At 66.1% G+C, this 14,836-nt stretch carries 15 protein-coding genes; 11 read left to right on the top strand and 4 right to left on the bottom strand.

Translation table 11 applies throughout. The features are described 5' to 3' along the window. The first annotated feature begins 15 nt into the window (after window positions 1-15). The 11 genes from V9L21_RS23690 (at window position 16) to V9L21_RS23640 (ending at window position 11,431) form a co-directional block, all read left to right on the top strand. Window positions 16-1,524, top strand: a complete 1,509-nt coding sequence (locus tag V9L21_RS23690; protein WP_337315274.1) for a type VI secretion system Vgr family protein — start codon at window positions 16-18, stop codon at window positions 1,522-1,524. Further along, window positions 1,416-2,324, top strand: a complete 909-nt coding sequence (locus V9L21_RS23685) for a type VI secretion system Vgr family protein (RefSeq protein ID WP_337315290.1) — start codon at window positions 1,416-1,418, stop codon at window positions 2,322-2,324. The genes V9L21_RS23690 and V9L21_RS23685 overlap by 109 nt, the downstream gene beginning before the upstream one ends. Window positions 2,325-2,327: 3 nt before the next feature. Further along, on the top strand, window positions 2,328-2,819 hold the full coding sequence (locus V9L21_RS23680; protein ID WP_337315273.1) for a DUF6484 domain-containing protein: 492 nt from the start codon (window positions 2,328-2,330) through the stop codon (window positions 2,817-2,819). Window positions 2,820-2,832: 13 nt separating this feature from the next. Then, window positions 2,833-3,885, top strand: coding sequence for a DUF2169 family type VI secretion system accessory protein (locus V9L21_RS23675; RefSeq protein ID WP_337315272.1), 1,053 nt, complete (start codon window positions 2,833-2,835; stop codon window positions 3,883-3,885). Between the two features lie 2 nt (window positions 3,886-3,887). Then, window positions 3,888-4,955 carry a hypothetical protein gene (locus V9L21_RS23670; protein WP_337315271.1) on the top strand — a complete coding sequence of 356 codons (1,068 nt, stop codon included), beginning with the start codon at window positions 3,888-3,890 and terminating at the stop codon, window positions 4,953-4,955. 3 nt (window positions 4,956-4,958) lie between these two features. Then, window positions 4,959-5,879: a DUF4150 domain-containing protein gene (locus V9L21_RS23665; RefSeq protein WP_337315270.1), complete on the top strand. Its 921-nt coding sequence runs from the start codon at window positions 4,959-4,961 to the stop codon at window positions 5,877-5,879. A gap of 13 nt (window positions 5,880-5,892) precedes the next feature. Continuing rightward, on the top strand, window positions 5,893-6,807 hold the full coding sequence (locus V9L21_RS23660; protein WP_337315269.1) for a type VI immunity family protein: 915 nt from the start codon (window positions 5,893-5,895) through the stop codon (window positions 6,805-6,807). Then, window positions 6,779-7,489, top strand: a complete 711-nt coding sequence (locus V9L21_RS23655; RefSeq protein WP_337315268.1) for a hypothetical protein — start codon at window positions 6,779-6,781, stop codon at window positions 7,487-7,489. Before V9L21_RS23660 ends, V9L21_RS23655 begins: the two co-directional genes overlap by 29 nt. 11 nt (window positions 7,490-7,500) lie before the next feature. Continuing rightward, window positions 7,501-8,754, top strand: a complete 1,254-nt coding sequence (locus V9L21_RS23650; RefSeq protein WP_337315267.1) for a TIGR02270 family protein — start codon at window positions 7,501-7,503, stop codon at window positions 8,752-8,754. Between the two features lie 132 nt (window positions 8,755-8,886). Beyond that, window positions 8,887-10,584, top strand: coding sequence for a type VI secretion system-associated FHA domain protein TagH (gene tagH, locus V9L21_RS23645; protein ID WP_337315266.1), 1,698 nt, complete (start codon window positions 8,887-8,889; stop codon window positions 10,582-10,584). 52 nt (window positions 10,585-10,636) lie between these two features. Next, the gene (locus V9L21_RS23640) at window positions 10,637-11,431 is read left to right on the top strand and encodes a PP2C family protein-serine/threonine phosphatase (RefSeq protein WP_337315265.1); all 795 of its coding nucleotides are present in this window, start codon (window positions 10,637-10,639) and stop codon (window positions 11,429-11,431) included. A 124-nt stretch (window positions 11,432-11,555) separates the two neighbouring features. On the opposite strand, the gene V9L21_RS23635 is transcribed toward V9L21_RS23640, so the two are convergent. From V9L21_RS23635 to tssB, 4 genes are all read right to left on the bottom strand, one after another. After that, on the bottom strand, window positions 11,556-12,056 hold the full coding sequence (locus V9L21_RS23635; RefSeq protein WP_337315264.1) for a peptidoglycan-binding domain-containing protein: 501 nt from the start codon (window positions 12,054-12,056) through the stop codon (window positions 11,556-11,558). Window positions 12,057-12,137: 81 nt separating this feature from the next. Next, window positions 12,138-12,617, bottom strand: a complete 480-nt coding sequence (locus tag V9L21_RS23630) for an Hcp family type VI secretion system effector (protein WP_337315263.1) — start codon at window positions 12,615-12,617, stop codon at window positions 12,138-12,140. Window positions 12,618-12,769: 152 nt separating this feature from the next. Further along, entirely contained in the window at window positions 12,770-14,266 is a 1,497-nt protein-coding gene (gene tssC / locus V9L21_RS23625; protein WP_157611804.1) for a type VI secretion system contractile sheath large subunit, read from the bottom strand. Window positions 14,267-14,306: 40 nt separating this feature from the next. Further along, a complete protein-coding gene (gene tssB / locus V9L21_RS23620; protein WP_337315262.1) occupies window positions 14,307-14,819 on the bottom strand; it encodes a type VI secretion system contractile sheath small subunit in 513 nt (170 codons plus the stop codon). Between the last annotated feature and the right edge of the window lie 17 nt (window positions 14,820-14,836).

Raw genomic sequence — 14,836 nt, 5'->3', positions numbered from 1 at the left:
AAAAGGGATGGAAGCATGACCGATCACACGTTCAGCATCCAGGGCGACTCGCCCATCGTCGACAAGCTCATGTTCTGGCGCATCGTGGGCCATGAGGTGCTGGCGCGCCCGTCGGCCTATGAGCTCACCGTGCTGACCGACAACGAAAGCATCGAGCCCGCGGACGTGCTGGGCCGCGCTTTCGATGTGGCGATCGAGTTCGAAGATGCCGATGGCGGCACGCACAAGCGGCATTGCCATGGGCATGCCGTGCGCTTCACGCGCGCCGGGCGCAGCGGGCGCTTCATCGAATACCGCATCAGCCTGCGCTCATGGTTCTGGCTGCTGAGCAAGCGCGTCAACGCGCGCATCCTGCAGAACAAGCCGGTGCTGGATGTGATCGACGCCGTGCTGGACGACAGCCCGGTCGGTAGCCTGAAGAAGATCAAGTCGGCCGGCGTGGTCGGGCCCCATGCGCCCCACGGCTACTGCGTGCAATACCGTGAGAGCGACTACCAGTTCCTGTCGCGCCTGCTGGAAGAAGAGGGCATCTATTACTGGTTCGACGCGCACGACGCGCCCGGCACGCTGCACTTGTCGGACACCAGCACGCTGGCCCACGAGAAGCTGCCCGCCGCCGATACGCTGCACCATGCGGAGCGCGATGCATCGGAAGGGCGCGCCAACGAGATCACGCGGTGGATCAGCTCGCGGCAGTTCGAATCGGGCAAGTTCGCATCGCGCGACCGGGACTTCAAGGTCATCAGCAAGCAGCTGTTTGCGGACAAGGGCGACCCCGACACGCATGAGCTGTCCGACCTGGAGGTGTTCGAGTTTCCGGGCGGCTATGCCTCGGGCGACGACACCGACAACCTGGCGCAGTTGCGGCTGGACGAGCTCATCGCCCGTCGGCAGCGCCACTGGGCACTGACCGGCTGGCCCGACGTGACTGCGGGGCGCAGCTTTGCGTTCAAGGGAGACCCCGAGGGCAAGCACGACGGTGACTACCTGATCGCGGCCTGCACTTTTGTTGCCAGCCACCCGGGCTACGAAGGCGCGGACATTGCCGAGAGCCCGCGCCCGATCGACGCCGTGCTGCACGACGCGCTGGCCGACGACCCCGTCAACACCGGGCTGGGCGAACTGCTGGGCGACCTGATGGCCGAGACACCGGCATTGCGCAGCGGCCAGCGCGCGAGCAGCAGCTTTCTGCTGACGGTGGTTCCGCTGAACACGCCGTGGCGGCCGCCGCGCCTCACACCGCGCGTCACCATGCCCGGGCCCCAGAGCGCCATCGTCACGGGCCGCAGCGGTGAGCAGATCTGGACCGAGGAACACGGGCGCGTGAAGGTGCAGTTTCACTGGGACCGCTACGGCAAGAACGACGAGAACAGCTCATGCTGGGTGCGGTCAGCATTCCGCGCATCGGCCAGGAAGTGGTCGTCGACTTTCTGGACGGCGACCCTGACCAGCCCATCATCGTCGGGCGCTTCTACAACGGCGAATCGATGGCGCCCTTCGGCCTTCCGGCCGGCGCCGTGGTGAGCGGCATCAAGTCGAACACGCACAAGGGCAAGGGCTACAACGAGCTGTCGATGGACGACACCGCGGGCAAGGAGAAGGTGACCATCCACGGCCAGTACGACATGAACACCACGGTGGAGCACGACCAGACCACCACCGTGCACAACAACCGCACCGATGCGGTGGATGTCGACGATTCGGAAACCGTGGGCAGCAACCAGACCCAGAGCATCGGGGCCAACCAGACGATTTCAGTCGGCGCGAACCGCGAAGAGTCGGTGGGTGGCACCGAAACCATCACCATCGGCGGCCACCGGACCGAAACCGTGAACGGCGGCGAGACCGTGACCATCAACGGCGGGCGCAGCCATACCGTGAACGGCGTGCAGACCACCACCATTTCGGTGGCCGAGATGCATACGGTAGGGGCCGGGCGCATGCACAGCGTGGGCGCGGGGGAGGCCATTACCGTGGGCGGTGTGCAGGCCGTGACGGTGGGTGGTGCGCAGATCGTGAGTGTGGGCGGCCTGCAGAAGGTGAGCGTGGGTGCGCTGCAGTCCATCACCGTGGGTGGTCCGCACAAGCTCTCGGCCGCGGTGATCTCCGAGACATCGAAGGGGCCGATCAAGATCAAGGCCGGCGCCATCTGCATGGTCGAGGCACCCACCATCATGCTCAAGGCCGGCGGTAGCAAGATCGTCATGAACGCCAGCGGCATCACCATCAAGGGCGCCAAGATCACCATCAAGGCCGACGGCAGCGCATCGTTCAAGGCCGGCGGCTCGATCAAGATCAAGGGCTCCAACCTGGGGGAGGACTGAGCCGTGGAAGACCACACCGATCTCCAGAGCGCGCGCAGCCTGCTGCACAGCGTGGCCGCCTGGTCGAAGCTGTCGGGCCAGGGCGTGGCGCTGGCCGCCTTTGCCGGCTTCGATGCCGAGGGGCGATTTCTTGTCACGCTGGGCGGGGGCATGGCGCCGGTGCAGGCGCTGTCGACCGTCGGCCTCGCGTCCGGCGATGCCGGCGCGGCTGTCGTCGTGGCCTTCGAGAGGGGCGAGGTGCGGCACCCGGTCATCGTCGGGCGCTTGCAGCCGCTGCACACCGAAGCACCACCGGCGGCCGATGCCGCGCGCGTGGCCGCCAGCGTAGACGGCGAGCGCGTGGTGCTGCAGGCGCGCGAGCGCATCGAGCTGCGCTGTGGCGATGCCAGCATCGTGCTCACGCGCGCGGGCAAGGTGCTGATCAACGGCAACTACGTGCTCTCGCGGTCGCGCGGCGCCAACCGCGTGAAGGGTGCCTACGTGGGCATCAACTGAAAAGGCATGCGCCATGTGGCAGCTGGACAACCGCACGCCCTACGCCGCCGAACGCACCTGGGTGCGCGACCGCGACGGCGCGGAGATCTGGCTCGTGGCGGTGAAGTGCAGCTTCGACATTTCACCCGATGGCGAGACCAGCGTCGCGGCCGAGCAACCGCCCGTTGCGCAGGCGCCCGTCTTCGTGGACGAAGCCGCGCCCCAGCCGAGCCTGCTTTACGAGATGGACCTGGTGCGCACCAAGCTGACGACCGACGTGGTGCTGATCGGCCACGCGCATGCGCCAGGCGGCGTGCCCGTGACGCAGCTCGACGTGGGCCTGCGCGTCGGCCCCATCGCCAAGCGCCTGCGCGTGACCGGCGACCGCGTGTGGCTCGGCGGTGCGCCGTCGGAGCCCGAGCCTTTCAGCGTCATGCCGTTGGTGTGGGAGCGCGCGTATGGCGGCGTGGACCCGTGGACGCGCGATGCACCATTGCCGCAGTTCGACGTGCGCAACCCCGTGGGCACCGGCTTTGTGACGGAGGCTGCGCATGCCGAAGGCGTGCGGCTGCCGAACATCGAGTACCCGGACCAGTGCGTTCGGGCGTGCAGCGACAGGCCTGAGCCCGCGGGCTTCGGGCCGCTGTGCAACCACTGGCAGCCGCGCGCGGGGTTTGCGGGGACGTATGACGAAGCGTGGCAGCGGGATCGGTTGCCGTTGCTGCCGGTGGACTTTGATGATCGGCACTACCAGTGCGCGCCCGGGGATCAGCAGGCGCCGCAGTTTCTGGTGGGCGACGAGCCGGTGTTGATGGTGCATCTGGCGCCGCAGCCCGAGATCCGATTGACGCTGCCGCGCGTGCTGCTCGGCCTCGAAACCTTTTTCTCCGACGGCACGCAGGTGCTGCATGAGCGGCCGCAACTGCACACGGTCATCCTCGAGCCGGCGGCGATGCGTGTTTCGCTGGTCTGGCACAGCGCGCTGCCTTGCCATCCCAAGGTTCACAAGCTTCTGAAGACGCGCATCGTCGAGAAGCGGCTGCTGCGCCTGGGCGAGACGGCGCCCGAGCAGGCGGTGGAGGCCTGAGCATGGCCGGCAACGCGTTGCAGATCGTCGGGCTTGGCGCCAGCACGCCGATAGGGCGCAATGCATGGGCCAGCGCTGCGGCGGCGCGCGCCGGCGTGTGCGGCTTCTCCGAGCATCCGTACATGGTCGACACGGCCGGTGAGCCGATGCGTATTGCGCGCGCACCCTGGCTCGACGTGGGACTCGACGGTAGCGCGCGCCTGGGCGCGCTGCTGCTGCCGGCCATCGAGGAGGCGCTGGCACCGTTGACGGAGCTTGCTGGAAACCTGTCTCTGCGCATCGGCCTTGCACTGGGGCTGCCACCCCCGCGCCCTGGGCAGCCTGATGCATTGGCCGATGACCTGCTGGAGGCCATCCGGGAACGCATGGGAAACCGGTTCGTCCGCATCGCCCGCTTCGAGGTCGGCCACGCGGCGGGCCACATGGCCATGGCAGCCGCCGAGGCTGGCTGCGCGCGTGATGCCTTCGATGCGTGCGTGGTGGCGGGCACCGACTCGTACCTCGCACCCGAGACGCTCGAATGGGTCGAAGCCTGCGATCAACTCCACGGCGGCGGCCCGCTGAACAACGCCTGGGGCTTTATCCCCGGCGAGGCTGCTGGCGCGGTGCTGCTTGGCACGCCGCGACTGGCGCAGTTGTGCGGCATCGCGCCGCTGGCTGAGTTGGTGTCGGTCGGCATCGGCATGGAGTCCAGGCTCATCAAGACCGATGAGGTGTGCGTCGGCGAGGGCCTGACACAGGCCTTCCGTGCGGCGCTGCAGGGCCTGGCGCCTGGCGAGCAGGTGCACAACGTGTACTGCGATCTCAACGGCGAGCCCTACCGCGCCGACGAGTTCGGCTTTGCCACGCTGCGCACCGGGGAGCGCTTTCGTGCAGCGTCGGACTTTGTCGCGCCGGCCGATTGCTGGGGCGACGTGGGTGCGGCGGGCTCGCTGCTGCACGTCGCGTTGGCTGTCATTGCATGTCGCAAGCGCTACGCCAACGGGCCGCTGTCGATGGTGTGGGGCAGTTCCGAGTCCGGCGAGCGCGGGGCGGTGCTGGTGCGCTGCGCTGAACCGCTGCGAGGCTGAGCCATGCCACTCACCATCCGGGTCAACGGCACCAGTCTCACGCTGGTGCACAAGTTCAGCATCGGCATCAGCACCGCGACCATTCCCGACGTGTGCAAGACGCCGAGCCCCGGCGGGCCCGTGCCGGTCCCCTACCCGAACATCGCCAACTCGATCACGCTGTCGAGCGGCACCACCACCGTCAAGGGCGACAAGGCGATGGCCGCGAACAAAGGTTCGAAGTTCGCTATTTCCAACGGCGACAACGCGGGCGTGGCGGGAGGAGTGAAGTCCAGCACTTTCATGAAGGAGGCGACCTGGATCCTTTACTCCTTCGACGTGAAGATGGACGGGAAGAACGCGGCCCGGCTCACGGACAAGATGTTCCATAACTCGAAGAACGCGGCGAACCTGGGCGGGGTGGCGCAGCAGCCGCTGATCGATGAAGTTGGTCAAACCATGGCTGACAAGCTCTGCGATGCGGCTTGCAAGGCAATGGAAAAGAAGAAGAAGAAAGATGCCAAGGCCAAGAACAAAGCCAAAAAGAGCAAGAAGAAGCAGAAACCGTCAACAAGAAAATTCCAGAACGAGATGCGCAATCTGCTGGATCCCAAGAAAGGCGGGCAACGAGGAAGTCAGCCGGGGCTGATCACCGAGGCTTCACAAGACCTTGTGGGGGGGGACTTCATCGGGAAGTGGGGTGCGGCAACCGGCACGGGTGCGGGATGCGCCAGATGGGACATCGTGCTGCTCGGTGTAAAGAAGGTATCCAAGAAGCTGGTGGAAAAAGGAAAGGTAGTCCTGAAGGACGTATTCAAGATCATCGAGGTCAAGTTTCCGGGGGACAGCCCGACAGACAATCAAACGAAGATGCTCAAGATGTCACCCAAGACAAAGAAGAAGGTCTTTGAATTGAGACCTGCGGACCACTGCATCTGTTCCTGAAAGGTCGAAAACCATGGAATGGCACCGATTCACTCTAGCGAAGGGCGACCAAGTACTGGCCTTGCCGTGCGTCGAGATCGTCGCATTTGTCAACGGCCTGCCGGACAACGGCGGCGCAGGTTTTGCCAAATTCTTGAATGACTTCGCCCGCAACTTCGGCGGACAGCTGCGCTTCTATCGCACTGGGGACATGAAGCGCTTTCGCGCCTTTGACGTGCAAGCGCTCGAGGGGCCGGCGCATTGGTTTGCCGATCCGCGCCTGCTGGCCGGCAACATGCTCAGCTTCCGTGCGCACAGCGGCGAGGCCGCTCGTGATGTGCGTCCGCCGGCCTTGGACATGACATTGGCCGGCGTCTTCGAGCCGCCGCGCTTCATACTTCGGATGATCTTGCCGGTGGAGTGGGGTGATGAGCCGCAGCAACTGCTCAGCCTGGCGCAGGCCGCCTTGGCAGAACTGCCGCTTGGCAGCGGTTACTGCGGATACTCCCTCGTCTGGGAAGAGACGGATACAGCGCTTGAGGAGAAGGTTCTCGCCTGGGCGGGGCCGTTGCATCGTCGTCACCCGGGCCTTGGCTATGGCGACGCTGTCTGCTTGTCGAATGCGGTCGATCGAGGCGTGGTGGCGGTCAACTGGCTCACGTTCCTCGGGGCTGAATTGGTGGCTGCCCTGGGCGGACCCGATGCGTTGGCGAGCAATGCGCCCGCAGAGGTGTCGGTGCTTTCGCTCGGCCAGGGCGGCGCGATCCTTCGCGCGGGTGACGCACCGAAACTGGGTGACGTGAACCGCGAGGATTTGTTGCCGGCCTACCATGCCGTGGGTCGGCTTGTCGGGCCCGTGCGGGCGACCGACGAAGCTCTGGATGAGCTGCTGATTGATGCCATGTCCGAAGAGGATGCGCATGACTGGCTTCGACGTTTCTTCGTCTGAGCGCTACAACGGCCTGGTTCTACTTCAGGCCGCGCTGGAGCGCGGTCCCGAGGGAGCGGTCGAGCTCGTGGAGCGGCGCATTCGCGTCTTTCTCGATGCGGTCGACGCGGGGTTCTTCTTTCCAGGGAGGCGGCTTCCTTCGGCGCCGGTCGAGCTCCGAGCCGTCGGCACGTCGGTGCAGGCGCAGCTGCAGGTCGAGGATCTCCCTGTCACGGCCCTGGATGTGTTGGGTGGCATGCTGACGGACTGCCGTCAACACGAAGTCCTTTTCCACGCGGCGCGTGCCGTGCTGGGCCAGCGCGAGCTTGACCTGCTCCGCGAGAGGGGCGTGCGCCCGGCAGCTCCGGAGGAGCCGCCATTCGAAGTCGAGTTCCCGGAGGACATGGGCGGCAACTACGCATTACTGGTGGAGATCGAATTTGCACAGCCGGTGCCGCCCGAAGCCCGGCAAGGCCTGCTCGAAACCCTTGCGCTGTGGGACGCGTTGACGCTTGCCTATCCCAACGACCCCGACGAGGAGGTGGAAGTCAGCGGCGCGCAGGCCATGTTCAACGATCCGCGCACGATTCACTATCACGAATGGATTTGGGACAAAGCCGACGCCGAGGCGTGGGATCTCATCGTCAATCTCTGCTGCGCCTGGCACGAGAAGCTGCCCATCGTGCGGTTGCATTTCGAGTAGGAGCTGGTTCCGTGGACGCCGAAACGCTGTCTTCCGTTGTCGCCGAGCACGCAGACGAAGCCTCCTTCCTCTGGCTCCAGCGCGCGAGCGCGGTCCGCGCGCCCAACTATTCGCCCCAGCAATTCGCCGACCTCGACGAACGCCTCGCCGCCCACATCGACGGCCTGCGCGTTGCCGGCGAGGATGGCTGGCAGCATGCACTCGCGCTTACTGACAACGAAGGCCCGGAAGATTTCTTCGTCGCTGCCGTGCTCGCCATCGAATCAGTCGATAGCCGCTTCGACGATCTGGTCGAGCGCGCCAAGGACCTGCCCGAAGTGGTGCCCGGCTTGATCTCCGCCATCGGCTGGACGGAGCCGGATCGTCTCGGCGGGCGCGTAAAGACTCTGCTCGAAGACGCCTCCCCGCTGCGGCAAAAGCTCGGCGTTGCGGCCTGTGCGCTGCATCGGCGCGATCCGGGGGCATTGCTCGGGCAACTGCTCGCGGATGCGCCCGACAGCGTGCGCATCCGCGCACTGCGGGCGGCCGGCGAGCTGGGCCGTGCCGACCTGTTGCCGCAGGTGCAGTCGCTGCTCGGTGAAGTCAAGCCAGAGCTGCGCTTCTGGGCCGCATGGGCGGCAGTGCTGCTGGGCGACCGGGCGCAGGCGCTCGATGCGCTTGCGGCCTTTGCGCTGAAGAGCGGGCCGCGCCAGCCGCGCGCCTTTCAGCTGGCGCTGCAGGCCGTGGATGTGGTGCCGGGCCACGCGTTGCTGCTGGACAGCGGCGCATTGCCCGAGGTGCAGCGCTTGCGCATCATCGGTTCGGGCTTCATCGGCGACGCGCGCTATGTGCCCTGGCTCATCGAGCAGATGGCGCAGCCGGCCACGGCGCGCATTGCGGCCGAAGCGTTCGTCACCATCACCGGCGTGGATTTCAACCTGGAGCAGATGGAAACCATGCCGCCCGATGGCTTCGAAGACGGGCCGACCGACGATCCCGACGACGAGAACGTCGAGCTCCCCGAAGACATTGCCCTGCCCTGGCCGGACATCGACAAGGTTCGCGCTTGGTGGGGGAAGAACGGCGCGCGCTTCGCACCCGGGGTGCGGCTCTTCATGGGGCAGCCGGTTTCCGTTGAAGGTTGCACGAACGTGCTGCGCGAAGGCTTCCAGCGGCAGCGCGTGTCGGCCGCGCTGCACCTGTGCCTGCAGGAGCCGCGCGCGCCGTTGTTCGCCACCAGTGCGCCCGCCTGGCGGCAGCGGCGCTGGCTCGAAAGCGTGGCGTGAAACGCCACTGCAATAAAGGCATACCTCTTACGGCGAGATTGCCAAGCGGCCCCCCGGAATGAATACTCCTTCTGAGTTTTTGGGCTCGTGCTTGCGCGAGCCATGTTCGGGCGCAGCCCCGGGGGCCGATTCATGATTCATATCGCTGTCATCACCCGGCAAGGCGCCCCGGCGGGGCAGGCCATTGCCGCCGATTTCGGCCCCAACGGGGGCACCATCGGACGTGCGGACACCAACACGCTGGTGCTCGACGACCCGGACCGCACGGTGTCGCGCGTGCATGCGCAGGTGCTGTGCCGCGACGGCCAGTATTTCGTGATCGACCGGGGCAGCAATCCGATGCAGTGCAACGGCGTGCCGCTGGGCTCCGGCAAGGAAGCCCCGCTTACCGACGGCACGCAGCTCGTGGTGGGCAGCTTCGAGCTTCGTGTGCGCGCGATGGCCGGCGCGGCTGCTCCTTCGCTGGCCGTGCCCAACACGGTAATGAAAGCGCCGGTGCACGCATCGGCTGCAGCGGCATTGAGCGACGATCCTTTTGCCGACCTGCTGGCGGGCCTTGCGCCGCCGGCACCGGCGGCCGCGGCCAAGGCATCGGCGCCCGCGGCTGCCGAGTCTGCCGATTCGTTGTTGTTTGCCGATCCGATGCAGAACGGATCGCGCAATGCACAGGCTGCGCAGATCGACCCGTTCGCCAATCTGCTGGGGTCCACGCCTTCTTCGGCGGCGCCTGCGGGCGGCCTTGGCGCGCTCGACGATTTTTCCGACCTGGGCGCCCCGCCCGCGAGCGGCAAGGCCGCGGGCATCGACGAACTGTTCGGCGGCATGGGCGGTGGGGGCGGCATCGGCGGCGATCCGCTCTCGCTGTCGCCGTTGGCGGACCCGCTGCTGCAGCCCAACACCGCGTCCGATGCCGATCCGCTGGCGGCGCTGCAGCGTGCCGCGCCGGCCACACCGGTGCCGCGCGCCGACCATTTGCCCATCGATCAGTTCGGCTTCACCCCGCCGAAGGCGATCGATGCGCCGCGGCCGCAGCTGCCGCAGTTCGACGACATCACGGGCCAGCCGATCCGCATCAGCGGACCGGAAGTTTCTTCTCTCGGCGGACCGATCGATACGCCCGAGCTGCTGGCAGCGCCCCCGCCACCTCCGGCGCCTCGGCCGCCATCGGCGCGACCACAGCCGCAGCCCACGCCGGCGCCGGTCGCCAGGGCGGCACCCGCAATGCAGCGCACCGCTTCCGACGACGAACTGCTCGCGGCCTTTCTGCGGGGCCTCGGCAGCACGCACCAGGCGCCGGAGATGCTCACGCCGGGCCTGATGGAGCGCATCGGCACGATTCTTCGCGGCGCCACCGAGGGCACGCTGCAGCTGCTGCTCACGCGCCAGGAGTTCAAGCGCGAGGTGCGCGCCGAGGTCACGATGATCGCGTCGCAGGCCAACAATCCGCTCAAGTTTTCGCCCACCGTCGATGTCGCGCTGGCCCACCTGCTCGGGCCCGGCGTGCGCGGCTTCATGCCGCCGGAGGCTGCCATGCGCGATGCCTTCAACGACCTGCGTGCGCACCAGTTCGGCGTGATGGTGGGCATGCGCGCGGCGCTTGCGCATGTCATTGCGCGCTTCGAGCCCGACGAGCTCGAGAAGAAGATCAGTGCCAGGTCGGCGCTCGACGCACTCTTCAGCGCCAACCGCAAGGCCAAGCTCTGGGACCAGTTCGTGGCGCTGTATGGCGGCATCGCGAGCGAAGCCGAGGACGATTTCCACAACCTCTTCGGCAAGGCCTTTCTCGAGGCCTACGAAGAACAGATGGCGCGCCTGAAGTCCGACGCCTGAACGTCGCCCTCAAGCACAACTGCAACAGCATCAGCAAACGCGAGGCATCCGCTTGGAAATCGAAATCGTCACGCTGTCCAGACAGGGCGGCCGCAGCTACAACGAGGACGTGCACGGCCACTGGCATGACGAGCGCTATGTCGCCTGCCTGGTGGCCGATGGCGCCGGCGGGCACGGCGGCGGCGATGTGGCGGCGGCCACCGTGCGCAGCAGCGCGCTGGGCGGCTTCTCGGCCGCGCCGAGCCTGGACGAAGCAAGCCTGCGCGCGCTGGTCGAGCAGGCCAACCGCGACGTGGTGGCGCGCCAGGCGGAAGGCGGCAAGCTCGCGGGCATGCGCTCGACCATCGTGTTTGCGGCCATCGACCTGGAGAGCGAGGCGCTGGCCTGGGTGCACAGCGGCGACAGCCGGGCCTACCTGTTTCGCGGCGGCGCCATCGTGGCGCGAACCACCGACCACAGCCTGGTGCAGCAGATGGTGGCGGGCGGCATGCTCGACGAGGAAGGCGCGCGCCTGCATCCGCAGCGCAACATGCTGCTGTCCGCGCTGGGTTCGATCGAGGAGGCGCCGGACATCACGGTGTCCGACCGCATGCGCCTGCTGCCCGGCGACGTGCTGCTGCTGTGCAGCGACGGCGTGTGGGAGCCGCTGGGCGACGAGTGCCTGGTCGACACGCTGCATGCCTCGCGCACACCCAGCCAGTGGACCGAGCTGATCGACGCGAAGGTGAGGGCCAACGCCAAGCCGGGCCACGACAACTACACGGCGCTCACGCTGTGGGTGATCGGGGACGAGGGCGACGATGTGACGCGGCTGCTGCCGGAGAACGTTGCGGCTGGCGATTCCTGAGCCTCTTCTTCGGTCCCGGGCAAGGGAAAAAGGGCCCGAAGCTCTCGTCCATTCGGACGATCGCTTCGGGCCCTTGTCGCTTCGGCCGCAGCCGCTGTTCAGGGCGGCACGGCCGGGGCTCTGTTTAGGCGTATTTGTTCGCCGTCTTCTTCACCCGCTTCAGCGCGCTGCGCAGCAGCGTCGGCATGTCTTCGCGGTTGGGCAGGTTGGTGTAGTTGTCGATGCCCTGCTCCTTGCAGCAGTTGGCGCAGCCGTTGTTGAGCAGGTCGAGCGCGTAGCGGGTCTTGCTGACCGTGCTGGACGAGCCGGGCTCCCGGAACGGATCGAAGATGCCGTCCGGCAGTACTTTTTGTCCGCGCGCGATCAACTGCGTCTGGAAGTGCGTGATGTGCTTCTGCGTGACCGGCCCGTAGTAGCCGTCCACGGCTATCACCTCGGTCTGGCCCGGAGGCGGGTCCATCTCGTGGTTGAAGCCGAGCAGCTCGTAGTAGAAGATCTTGAACAGCGCCTGCACCAGCATCACGTCTTCACGTGTGTTGGAACCGATCCGGCCGGCCGACCAGTCGATGTTGTAGGTGGTGCGCAGCGCGCCGCTGCGGCCGATGAGTGGGGTGCTGAATGCCATTGCATTGCTCCGGTGAGGACGCGTGGAAACCGCATCGGGCACTGGCGCGCCCGATGCCGTGCCCTGCGGGTCCGTCGTCCGTCAGCGGGTCTCGGTGGTTGCGACGTTCCAGCCGAACTTGACTTCGCCGCCGCCCGCGCCCTTGTCGTCCTGGGCCTTGTAGGCGAACTCGATGTCCTTGAACGAGCAGGACACCTGTTCCTGCACGTCGCCGCCCTGCGCGCCGCCGGGGCCCACCAGCGAGACGAAGACTTCCTTGAGCGTGACCTTGAGGTACTCCTGCTGGCCTTCGCCCGACTTGCGGCAGGTCAGGATCATGTCCTTGAAATGCTTGCCGCTCACGCAGTTCTTGGCCAGCACCGGGGAGGCCTTGTCGTAGGTGTGCGTGAAGTGGAACTCGCCCGGCGTGGCCTTGCCCTTGCCCGAACCGCCGCCGGAGCCTGCGCCCGAGGCATTGCTCACGTTCCAGGTCCACGACGAGATCTCGATCTCGTCCTTGTGGTCCTTGTGGGACGACTCGCCCTTGACGCCGTCGAGCTTGATGTGAAAGTCAGAAGACATGTTCCTACTCCTTGGGGCCCGGTTTGCATTCGGGCGGTTGATGATCGAGATGAAGACGATGGCTGCCGGCAAGTCGCCTTTGGGAGAGATGCGCGGCAGCTACTGAGAGAACGAAACGGAATCGGGAATTTCAATAAATTTCAAAGCACTTTTCAGCCGGCTCCCTTGGCCGTGGGCAGCTTGGAGACCAGCCGCAGCGAGACGGTGAGACCCTCGAGCTGGTAGTGCGGGCGCAGGAAGAACTTGGAGGTGTAGTAGCCCGGGTTGCCCTCGACCTCTTCCACCACCACTTCGGCGGCCGCCAGCGGCTTTTGCGACTTCGTGATCTCCGACGAATTGGCCGGATCGCCGTCGACGTAGTTCATGATCCATTTGTTGAGCCAGCGCTGCATGTCCTCGCGCTCCTTGAAGCTGCCGACCTTGTCGCGCACGATGCACTTGAGGTAGTGCGCAAAGCGGTTGCAGGCAAAGAGATAGGGCAGGCGGGCCGCCAGGTTGGCATTGGCCGTAGCGTCCGGGTCGTCGTATTCCGCGGGCTTGTTCAGCGACTGCGCGCCGATGAAGGCCGCAAAGTCGGAGTTCTTGCGGTGGATCATCGACAGCAGCCCGGCCTTGGAGAGCTCGGCCTCGCGCCGGTCGCTGATCGCGATCTCGGTGGGGCACTTCTGGTCCACGCCGCCGTCGTCGCTCGGGAAGGTGTGCAGCGGCAGGTTTTCCACCGCACCGCCCGACTCGATGCCGCGGATGCGCGAGCCCCAGCCATAGAGCTTGTACGAGCGGTTGATGTTGGTCGCCATTGCATAGGCCGCGTTGGCCCAGGCGTACTTGCTGTGGTCGGCTCCGGCGGTGTCTTCCTCGAAGTCGAACTCCTCCACCGGATTGGTGTTGGCGCCATAGGGCGTGCGTGCCAGGAAGCGCGGCATGCACAGGCCCAGGTACTTGGAGTCGTCCGACTCGCGCAGGCTGCGCCAGCCGGCGTATTCGGGCGTGAGAAAGATCTTGGTCAGGTCGCGCGGGTTGGCGAGCTCTTGCCACGATTCCATCTGCATCAGGTTCGGGCTCGCGCCGGTGATGAAGGGCGCATGCGCGGAGGCGGCGATCTTGGCCATCTCGCCGAGCAGTTCCACATCCGGCGGGCTCTGGTCGAAGTGGTAGTCGCCGACGATGGCGCCGAAAGGCTCGCCGCCGAACTGGCCGTACTCCTGTTCATAGATCTTCTTGAACATCGGGCTCTGGTCCCACGCGGCGCCCTTGAACTTCTTCAGGTTCTTGGCCAGCTCCTGCTTGGAGATGTCCATGACGCGGATCTTGAGGTTCTCGTCCGTCTCGGTGTTGTTCACCATGTAGTGCAGGCCGCGCCATGCGCTCTCGAGCTTCTGGTACTCGGGGTGGTGAATGACCTTGTTGACCTGTTCGGTGAGCTTGGCGTCGATCGCGGCGATCATGGCCTGGATCGACTTGGTCACGTCCTTGCCGATCACGGTGCTGTTGCTCAGTGCCTGCTGCGCGAGTGTGAGCACCGCGGCTTCGACGGCGCTCTTGGCTTCGTCGCTGCGCGGCTTGAATTCCTTTTGCAGCAGCGACGAGAAGTCGCTCCCCGCGTAGGCAACGTCTTTCAGTGCGCTCTGTTGTTCGAGTGCGTCGGCCATGGTGTTTCTCCTCGGAATCCGGTGTGTCTGTCGAAAGGGGTCAGGCGGCGGGCGCGCTGTCGTCGGGCTTCTTGCTGGCGGCCAGCGTCTGCAGCAGCGCAGGGTCCTCGAGCACCTTGGCGAGCAGCTCTTCCGCGCCGCCCTTGCCGTCCATGTACGTCACGAGGTTCGACAGCTGCGTGCGTGCCTCGAGCAGCTTGTTGAGCGCACCGACCTTGCGGGCGACGGCGGCGGGGGAGAAGTCCTCCATGTTCTCGAAGGTGAGCTCGACCTTCAGGTCGCCTTCGCCCGTCAGCGAGTTCTCCACGGCGAAGGCGGCGCGCGGCTTCATGGCCTTCATGCGCGAGTCGAAGTTGTCGACGTCGAACTCCAGGAACTTGCGATCGGCCACCGAAGCGAGCGGATCGGCCGGCTTGCCGGACAGGTCGGCCAGCACGCCCATGACGAACGGCAGCTGGATCTTCTTTTCGGCGCCGTAGAGTTCCACGTCGTACTCGATCTGCACGCGTGGCGCCCGGTTGCGGGCGATGAATTTCTGACTGCTCTTGGCCATGGCGATGCTCCTTGCGG

Origin of the sequence: Variovorax sp. CCNWLW235 (genome assembly GCF_037204085.1) — a bacterium.
GTDB lineage: Bacteria > Pseudomonadota > Gammaproteobacteria > Burkholderiales > Burkholderiaceae_C > Variovorax.
This window is presented reverse-complemented; position numbering and strand designations above follow the sequence as displayed.